This is a genomic window from Asticcacaulis sp. W401b (genome assembly GCF_046503825.1).
Lineage (GTDB): Bacteria > Pseudomonadota > Alphaproteobacteria > Caulobacterales > Caulobacteraceae > Asticcacaulis.
Window position 1 is genome coordinate 431,771 of the sequence record NZ_JBKFEE010000004.1, and the last position, 8,033, is coordinate 439,803.

Below are 8,033 nucleotides of genomic sequence, written 5' to 3' on the forward strand. Positions count from 1 at the left end.
CCATGCCGGGACACCTGATCGCACCGGGAGACCTTCTGTCACGCCGTATCCTCGTCATCGACGACGAAGAGGCCAATGTGCTGCTGCTGATCGCGCTGTTGAAACGCGAAGGCTATAATGATGTGCACGGCATTACCGACCCGGCGCGTGCCATGCAGGCCTATATCGACCTCGCGCCTGATCTGGTGCTACTCGACCTGATGATGCCCGAAGTGGACGGGTTTCAGCTTCTGGAAGCCTTTGGTCGCCACGAACGCGCCGATGAATACCGCCCGGTTCTGGTGCTGACGGCGGATACGACGCTTCAGGCCCGCCGCCGCGCCCTGTCGCTGGGGGCCAAGGACTTTGTGGCCAAGCCTTTCGACGTGATCGAAGTGGCTTTACGCATTTCGAACCTTCTGGAAACCCGGCTTTTGTACCAGCGCCTGCGCGCGCAACAAACCTGAGTTTCAGCTGGTCTTTGACGTGGCCTCAAGCCGGTAGCCAATGCCGGGCTCATTGACGATGAACTGATCGCGCGCCGGGTCGATTTCGAGCTTCTGACGCAACTGGGCGATATAGATGCGCAGATACTGGTTGTCGTCGGCCTGAGCCTCGCCCCATACCTTCTGCATCAGATATTTGTGGGTGAGCAGTTTTCCGGCGTGAGTGGCCAGAACCTTCAGCAGGGCGAACTCCTTGGGCGACAGCTTGATGGGGGTGTCGCGGACGGACACCTTGTGCGCCGCCAGATCGATACAGAGATCGCCGACCTCGACCCGCGTATCTTCGACGGAAGCGACGATGGAGTCGCGTAAAGAGGCCCGCAGGCGCGCCATCAGTTCCGCCGTGCCAAAGGGTTTGGTGACGTAGTCATTGGCCCCCAGATCAAAGGCCTTCACCTTTTCCTCTTCCTGATCGCGCACCGACACGACCAGAATCGGCATTTTGGACCAGCTGCGGATGGAGCCTATGACCTCCGTGCCGTCGATATCGGGCAGACCGAGGTCCAGCAGCACAGCGTCCGGCTTGACCGAGGTCGCCAGACGAATGCCTTCGCGTCCTGTCTCGGCCGGGATGACCGTGTAGTCGTGAGAGGTCAGTGTGATGGTCAAAAATTTGCGCACCTGCGGATCGTCTTCGATGACCAGCACCTTGGGCTGCAAACCGCTCATTCCGTCTCCTCCTCAAGGGTCGCCAGACGCAGTGTCGCCGCTTCCGGCAGCCAGACGCGCATACAGGCCCCTGTGCCATCGGGTGGGTCTATGGCCTCGATACGCCCGCCATAGGAGGCCACGATCTCGCGGCAGATGTAAAGCCCCAGCCCGGTGCCGGCTATCTTGCGATCACCCTCTACGGCCCGATAAAACTTGGTGAAAACCGGCTCACGCAATGGCGGCGGAATGCCTGCCCCCTCATCATCGACGTCAATTTCAACGCCGTCCGAAGTGACGCGGGCATCAATGGTGATCTCGCCTTCGGGCGGGCCGTATTTGAGGGCGTTTTCAATCAGGTTCAGCAGGACAAGGTCAAACAGCGAGGCATTGAGGTTGAGAAGGGGAAACCCCGCTTCGACCGTAATGCGAAACTTCTGGCGGCCGATCAGGGGGCGCAGGGTACGCAGAACCCCGGAAACGGCGTCGCGGATATGCAAGGGCTCGCTGCGTGGTCGCACACCGGACTCAAGCCGGCTGATTTCGACCAGATTGACCACATAGCGGTTCAGCCTCAGAGCTTCGGCCAGACCATCCGCGACAATGTCCCGCGCCTCGCTATCCACGCGGCCTTCCAGCGCTTCCAGCGCGCCGACTATGCCGACCAGCGGCGTCTTGAAGTCATGCGACAGCGAGGACAGCATGGCGCTCATGAAGCGCTCGCGGTCGGCCTGACGCACCTGCTGTTCGTGCGCTTCGGCCAAAGCGGCGCGGCTGAGGGCACTGGCGACCTGCGCGGCCAGGGTCGGCAACAGGCTGGGGGGGAACAATTCGACCGGAAACGGCGCATGGTCTTGCGGCGTAAAGACCAGCACCCCCAGCGTGTTTTCGCCATCGATCAGGGGCAGGATCAGGCGCGGGTCGTGCGGCGCCAGCACTTGACCGGCCCCGGCTGACGCGCCTTCCTGCGCCGCTTCGGACAACAGCGGGTCATCAACGGGCACATCCTTATACCAGATCTGACAGGGCACGGTGGTCAGGGCGCTCAGACAGGCTTCGCTGGCCGCCTGCACCTGCGCCACCGTGGTTTTGCCGACAAGGTCCTGATTGAGTTGATAAAGTCCCCCCAGGACGTTTTCGCGCGCCTGACTTTCGCCCGTGATGCGGCGCAGGCGCGTCGTCAGGGCACTGACCACAAGCGTGACGATGAGCAGCACCACGATCTTGGCCACCGCCTGCGGGTTGGTCAGGTCGAAAGTCCAGAAGGGCGGCAGCAGCACCAGATTGTAGGTGATGACGCTGAGCGCCACGGTCACCAGCGCCAGCCGCAGATCAAGGAAGATCGCCGCCGCCAGAACGGGCAGGACAAACAGGATGCTCAAGGCTTCGGGCGAGGGAAAGCCGGACTGCATCAGAACATAACTGACGCAGGCGGCCGCAAACACCATGACAAGGCTCAGCAGCGCTTCCTGCCACAAGGCGCGCTGGCCGCGCAGCACCGGCAAGGGAGGATGATCCAGAAAGGGCGGCAGACGCATGAGGCTGAGCCTAAATCCGTTTGGGGCGAAAGGATAGCGGAACTGTCGGTCGAAACCCCTGAGAGGCGATCCATCAAAAAAATGGAAGCCGCCGGTGCACCAGCCCGGCGGCTTCCGGCAGCGGTCTCTCCTACCGCTGGACGGCCCGTGATCCGGCTTTATTCAGCCGATCCGGGCGAAAACGGTTCCCTGCGCTGGGGGGGCGATGGCGCGGGAACCGATCCCTTTATCGCAACAATCTGTTGTTCATGCGCTCGGTGCGCTTGCGGGCCTCGCGGCGCGAGGAGCGGAAACTCAGAGTGTCGATCAGGATGTCTTCTTCACGTTCGGCGGCCCGGCGGGAGCGGCGCTCGCGGTAGGGATTGCCGGTTTCGTCGAAGTAAAAATCATCGTAGTCCATGGTCGTCTCTCCCGGTTATCGCCGCTCACCGGTAAGGTGCAGCAGGCTGGTGAAGATGTTGATGACGTTGATGTAGAGCGACAGGGCCCCCAGGATCATGATCTTGCCGCGGGTCTCCCCCTGATCGGACAGATCGCAATAGAGACCCTTCAGGCGTTGCGTGTCATAGGCCGTCAGCGCGGTGAAGATCAGCACGCCGAGAGCCGACAAGGCCAGTTGCAGCCACGAACTCTGGAGCAACAGGTTGACCAGACTGGCGACGATCAGGCCGATGACGGCCATCATCAGAAACCCGCCGAAACGCGTCAGGTCCTGTTTGGTGGTGTAGCCCCAGAAGCTGGTCAGGCCGAAGGTGATCGCCGTGATCAGAAAGGCCTGCGCGATGGACGCACCGGTGTAGGCCAGCACAATCGAGGTCAGCGACAGGCCCATAATGGCGGCAAAGACCCAGAAGCTGAACTGCGCTGTGGCGAGGCTCATGCGCATCACGCCGAAGCCTAACACCATGGCCATCACCAGGGGCGCAAAGGCCAGACCCCATCCGAGGCCCGTCAGGCCGCTGATGCGGTCGCCCGACATGACGTATACCGCATTGATGAAGCCGGGGGACTGCGCCGCCAGAAAGGCGACACCGCCTGAGATCAGCAAGGCCAGACCCATACGGTTATATATGCCCATCATGTAGCGGCGCAGATCGCCGTCCATGCTCAGGGTTCTGGTGGTGGCTCCGCTCCCACTGAACAGGTCGCGGGAGTGGCCGCGGGGTTGCATTGTCATCTCCTTTGAGGGGTTCGCTTGAAAGGCTCGCTTTCGTTCTGAGCCCCTTCACCCTAGCGTGCCGATACGCCAAGGCGCTGTATCGAACAGGGCCTCAGTTCGCTGTTTTCGCGCCGCCGGGCTGTAAACGCGCCGTAAAAATGACGCCACGGAAAAACAGCGCCATCGGCCTGACTTCCCAACGGAAATGCAGCATCGGGCCGCGCTAAAAATGACAGGTTGATATTCACTCCAAACAGGCGACCCCATGCCCCTGCGCTGCTGTCCCGACTGCCAGATACCGCTCAAGGAAAAGACTCATGGACCCGTCCGGATCGACAAATGCCCGCAATGCCGCGGCGTCTGGCTCGATAAGGGCGAAATGAACCAGATCGTGGCGCTCAATCTCGACGGACTGATGCCCATCTATGCCCGTCAGCGTCCGGCGCGCCCCCACACCGCCCGCTTTTCTGATGAACAGGATCGATCCGTATGATGGACTTTCTCGTCACGCCGGTGATGGACAAGCCCCTGTGGATGTGGGCCGGTTTCATCGGCATCGTTATCGCGCTTCTGGCCTTCGACCTCGGCGTTCTGCATCGCAAGACGCATGAGGTCAGCATCCGCGAAAGCCTGTGGATGTCGGCCTTCTATATTGCCATCGCACTGGCCTTTGGGGGCTGGGTGTGGTGGTCGCTGGGCGATCAGGCCGGTAAGGAATATCTGACGGGCTTTATCGTCGAAAAGACACTGGCGCTCGATAATGTCTTCGTTATCTCGCTGATCTTCACCTATTTTGCCATCCCGCCCCTCTATCAGCACCGCGTGCTGTTCTGGGGGATACTGGGCGTGATCGTCCTGCGCGGCTTCATGATCGCGCTGGGGGCCACGCTGGTGTCGCAATACAGCTGGGTGCTGTACGTCTTCGCCGTCTTCCTGATTTTCACCGGCATCAAGATGCTGTTTGTCGGCGACAAGCACCCGGACATCGGCAACAATCCGCTGCTGAAGCTGATGCGGCGCGTCTTTCCGATCAGCGCGGGCCTCGACGGGCAAAAGTTCCTGACCCGACAGCCTGATCCCAAAACCGGCAAATGGCGCACCTATGCCACGCCGCTTCTGGTCGCGCTGGCCCTGATCGAATTTGTTGATCTGATCTTTGCGGTTGATAGCGTGCCGGCCATCTTCACCATCACGCTGGACCCCTTCATCGTCTTCACCAGCAATATCTTCGCTATTCTCGGACTGCGCGCGCTGTACTTTGCGCTGGCGGCGATCATCCATCGCTTCCGCTATCTGAAACCCGCTCTGGCCATCGTGCTGATCTTCATTGGCTCGAAGACCTTTATCGCCGATGCCATGGGTCTGGAGAAGTTTCCCGCCAATATCTCGCTGGGGGTAACGCTGGGCCTGATTGCCGCCGGTGTGATTATTTCGCTCATCAAGACCCACAAACCGGGAGGTCACAGGCCATGACGTTCAGGTCCGCACGGCGTCAGGTCCTGACGATCATCGAACACCCTGCCATTACCGCGACGGTCGTCACGCTGATTATTCTCAACGCGCTCGTTCTGGGGCTGGAGACCTATCCCGCCATCATGGCTTCGGCGGGCGCGTTTCTATCGTCCATTGATCAGATCCTGCTGTCCGTCTTTGTGCTGGAATTGGGTCTGCGCCTGTTTGCTCAGGGCTGGCGGTTCTTTCGTGACCCGTGGAACCTGTTTGATGCGAGCATCATCATCGTGTCTCTGCTTCCGGCCGCAGGTGCCTTCAGCGTCCTGCGCGCCCTCAGGGTGCTGCGGGTCTTGCGTCTGATTTCCGTCTTCCCCAGCTTGAGGCGCGTCATCGGCGGCATAGTGGCGGCCCTGCCCGGTATTGGGTCCATCGGCGCTATACTGGTGATTATCTATTACGTCTCGGCGGTGATGGCCAGCCAGCTATTTGGGGCCACGCACCCGCAGTGGTTCGGCACGCTGGATGCGTCCCTGTTCAGCCTGTTTCAGATCATGACGCTCGAAGGCTGGGCCGACATGGCGCGCAGTCTGGCGGCCACCCACGCCGCCGCCATTCCCTTCATGATCGTCTTCATTCTGGTGGCGACCTTTACCGTGCTGAACCTGTTTATCGGTGTGATGCTGGAGGCCATGCAGCGGGTTCAGGCGGACAAGGGCACGCCGTCGCCCCCTGCCACGGAGGCCGAAGCCATTGGCGAGCTGACGACGGAAGTCGCCGCCCTGAAGGAACAGATCGAAGCGCTCACCTGGATACTTACGCGTCCGGACAGGTAACCCGCCACTACGGCCAAATCGATCCACCAGAAGGTAAGAGGCTTCATTATCCTGCGTTGGACTGGACCTCACGAAGCATTTTCTGATCGGTATCAACACGCCCGCGGGCCTGTTTCACCCGCCAGACGAACCCAGTGAGGTGGTCGAGGTGCGCAGCCTCAAAGCCGTGGCGTGGATGTGATATTTGAATCGCCAAAGCTTCGATCCAGGGGGCTTAATCAGCAGGTAAAGCCCCGCCTCATCGAACAGTTTGAATTCCTTTTTTTTTGCTTTTAACACAACGGATTGCGGCGTCCGAAAGTGACATTTTGGGATCTTGCTTTTGAGGTTCGTCGCGAATTATGAAGAACGCCTTCAGTTTCAAGGTCCGCTACGACGCGGTGTGGGTCAAGACCGGAGCACCGCACGGTGTTAGCCTGCATCTACGTCACCGCCTGCAAAAGGATAGTCAGGGCCAGTAGACCAGATTCGGGGCCTCAGTGATAAACACATCGAGCACCCCGTCGGCGATCCTGATCGGGCCTTCGGGGCGCGTGGCGCCGGGTATGGTGCGCAGTTTGGAGGCCTCGGCCGCCAGGCCTTGCGCCGCCGCAAAGTGGTCCGCAGCCGTTTGGGCATCGGCGGCCTGAAGCCCATCGACGGTCAGGCGCAGCGCCTTGCACCACAGGGCGGTGGCCGTCAGCCAAGGAGTGGCCTCTTCGACAAAGCCTTTGTCCGTCACCCCGGCGCGGATGCGGTCCGGCGCGTTGCTCAGATCATCGGCCCATTGCGACAGGGCGCTCAGCGCTGCCTGACGCTCGGCCATATCCGTCCCGGCCAACGCGTCGCGCACGCGGTTGATGGCGGCCCTCAGTTGTGGCACCTGTGTCTGCCACGGTTGATTACCAAAGGTGGGAGCCAGATGCTGCGTATCGAAAAAGGTCAGAAGCGCCTGGGTCACCTGCGGATCATTCCCGGCCAGATCACGCGCCGCTGCCCGCCAGGTGCGTTCGCCGTCATAGGCCTGATCGTTCCACGCAAAGGCCACCAGCCCCGTCACCGCCGGGCGGCTGGCCACCTCCTGATTCATAGGGTTGGAGACAATGCCGCTCAGCTCTGCCGACAGGCCGGCTTCACGCCGCGCATAAGGCGCCATCAGCAGACGACCGGCGGATTCGCCAAAATCGTTGACCGGATAATTGTCCCATAGCAGGGTCTTGCCCCCGAAGGCCTTGGTGGCGTTACGCGCATCGGCCACCGAAATCGACGGCGGCACGGTGTCCGTCCCCGAAAAGGATTTTGGTGGGGGTCATGGGAGGGAGGGTCCGTGTTCTCCCTATCTTCCAGCAACCCGCCCAAATCGCTTATAGCCGTCCTGCACCCAGGTCCCGCCTCTTGTCTCCAACTGTCCCCCCACCGTGGAACGGCAGATCTTCACCTACAAGTTATGGTGGTGGATTTAATCCTGGAGTAACATCGTCGAGCCATCATGGCACCTCTTCTGGGCGAGTGTTTTTCTAAGGAGTAACCTCAGTGTCCGAGTCTCGTCCGGTCGATGTTCATGTAGGCGCGCTGATCCGGGCTCGCCGCCACGGCGTCGAAGGTTTCCCGGTCGATGCAAGAGAACGGGGTGGCCGATCCCGGTGGACTTATCCCACTCGATAATGACGGCCCTACTAGTTACTTGAAACGGCTCGAGAATTAATTTTTGTGGATAACTTGAACCGCAAAATATACCGTCAAAATAAACTATTCTTGATTCTCAACGGTATTTTTATCTAGGGCATTTTTCGCGCTATTTTTACTATCAACCGCCATCTGCATCTATTGAATTTCGCCTCGTAAACAAAGATTTCCAAATAATATATTTAATCCTTAAGCCTTCAACTTTTCAAATTTTTACGGTACTATGTACCCCAAAATTCGCCATGTTTCGACC

9 protein-coding genes and 1 pseudogene are annotated in these 8,033 nt (G+C 60.0%); 4 read left to right on the forward strand and 6 right to left on the reverse strand.

The features are described 5' to 3' along the window. Positions 1–2 precede the first annotated feature (2 nt). The gene (locus ACK8OE_RS11900; RefSeq protein ID WP_290792747.1) at positions 3–446 is read left to right on the forward strand and encodes a response regulator; all 444 of its coding nucleotides are present in this window, start codon (positions 3–5) and stop codon (positions 444–446) included. A gap of 3 nt (positions 447–449) precedes the next feature. Here ACK8OE_RS11900 and ACK8OE_RS11905 read toward each other — a convergent pair whose 3' ends face one another. The 4 genes from ACK8OE_RS11905 to ACK8OE_RS11920 form a co-directional block, all read right to left on the reverse strand. Further along, positions 450–1,154 (reverse strand): response regulator, encoded by a 705-nt coding sequence (locus ACK8OE_RS11905; protein WP_290792749.1) that lies wholly within the window; start codon positions 1,152–1,154, stop codon positions 450–452. Beyond that, positions 1,151–2,671, reverse strand: a complete 1,521-nt coding sequence (locus tag ACK8OE_RS11910; RefSeq protein ID WP_410272673.1) for an ATP-binding protein — start codon at positions 2,669–2,671, stop codon at positions 1,151–1,153. Before ACK8OE_RS11910 ends, ACK8OE_RS11905 begins: the two co-directional genes overlap by 4 nt. A 226-nt stretch (positions 2,672–2,897) precedes the next feature. Continuing rightward, positions 2,898–3,071 (reverse strand): hypothetical protein, encoded by a 174-nt coding sequence (locus ACK8OE_RS11915; protein WP_013478614.1) that lies wholly within the window; start codon positions 3,069–3,071, stop codon positions 2,898–2,900. A gap of 15 nt (positions 3,072–3,086) precedes the next feature. Next, positions 3,087–3,842: a Bax inhibitor-1/YccA family protein gene (locus ACK8OE_RS11920; protein WP_410272674.1), complete on the reverse strand. Its 756-nt coding sequence runs from the start codon at positions 3,840–3,842 to the stop codon at positions 3,087–3,089. 253 nt (positions 3,843–4,095) lie between these two features. Here ACK8OE_RS11920 and ACK8OE_RS11925 point away from each other — a divergent pair, with 253 nt between their 5' ends. Genes ACK8OE_RS11925 through ACK8OE_RS11935 form a run of 3 tightly spaced genes read left to right on the forward strand, consistent with a single transcriptional unit; the run spans position 4,096 to position 6,115 of the window. Continuing rightward, positions 4,096–4,323 carry a zf-TFIIB domain-containing protein gene (locus ACK8OE_RS11925; RefSeq protein WP_126419865.1) on the forward strand — a complete coding sequence of 76 codons (228 nt, stop codon included), beginning with the start codon at positions 4,096–4,098 and terminating at the stop codon, positions 4,321–4,323. Then, positions 4,323–5,303 carry a TerC family protein gene (locus tag ACK8OE_RS11930; RefSeq protein WP_410272693.1) on the forward strand — a complete coding sequence of 327 codons (981 nt, stop codon included), beginning with the start codon at positions 4,323–4,325 and terminating at the stop codon, positions 5,301–5,303. Before ACK8OE_RS11925 ends, ACK8OE_RS11930 begins: the two co-directional genes overlap by 1 nt. Beyond that, entirely contained in the window at positions 5,300–6,115 is an 816-nt protein-coding gene (locus ACK8OE_RS11935) for an ion transporter (RefSeq protein WP_410272675.1), read from the forward strand. The genes ACK8OE_RS11930 and ACK8OE_RS11935 overlap by 4 nt, the downstream gene beginning before the upstream one ends. A gap of 114 nt (positions 6,116–6,229) precedes the next feature. Here the strand turns inward: ACK8OE_RS11935 and ACK8OE_RS11940 are convergent, their stop codons facing one another. Together ACK8OE_RS11940 and ACK8OE_RS11945 are read right to left on the reverse strand one after the other, a co-directional pair. After that, on the reverse strand, positions 6,230–6,394 hold the full coding sequence (locus tag ACK8OE_RS11940) for an Arm DNA-binding domain-containing protein (protein WP_410272676.1): 165 nt from the start codon (positions 6,392–6,394) through the stop codon (positions 6,230–6,232). Between the two features lie 169 nt (positions 6,395–6,563). Continuing rightward, positions 6,564–7,376 (reverse strand): annotated as a pseudogene (locus tag ACK8OE_RS11945) (beta-N-acetylglucosaminidase domain-containing protein); the annotation flags it as partial. Positions 7,377–8,033: the final 657 nt, after the last annotated feature.

What these genes read in the sequence shown, in the direction of transcription:
- ACK8OE_RS11900 (WP_290792747.1), top strand. Translation starts at nt 3, where the DNA reads ATGCCGGGACACCTGATCGCACCGGGAGACCTTCTGTCACGCCGTATC.
- ACK8OE_RS11915 (WP_013478614.1), bottom strand. Translation starts at nt 3,071, where the DNA reads ATGGACTACGATGATTTTTACTTCGACGAAACCGGCAATCCCTACCGC.
- ACK8OE_RS11925 (WP_126419865.1), top strand. Translation starts at nt 4,096, where the DNA reads ATGCCCCTGCGCTGCTGTCCCGACTGCCAGATACCGCTCAAGGAAAAG.
- ACK8OE_RS11930 (WP_410272693.1), top strand. Translation starts at nt 4,323, where the DNA reads ATGGACTTTCTCGTCACGCCGGTGATGGACAAGCCCCTGTGGATGTGG.
- ACK8OE_RS11920 (WP_410272674.1), bottom strand. Translation starts at nt 3,842, where the DNA reads ATGCAACCCCGCGGCCACTCCCGCGACCTGTTCAGTGGGAGCGGAGCC.
- ACK8OE_RS11935 (WP_410272675.1), top strand. Translation starts at nt 5,300, where the DNA reads ATGACGTTCAGGTCCGCACGGCGTCAGGTCCTGACGATCATCGAACAC.
- ACK8OE_RS11905 (WP_290792749.1), bottom strand. Translation starts at nt 1,154, where the DNA reads ATGAGCGGTTTGCAGCCCAAGGTGCTGGTCATCGAAGACGATCCGCAG.
- ACK8OE_RS11910 (WP_410272673.1), bottom strand. Translation starts at nt 2,671, where the DNA reads ATGCGTCTGCCGCCCTTTCTGGATCATCCTCCCTTGCCGGTGCTGCGC.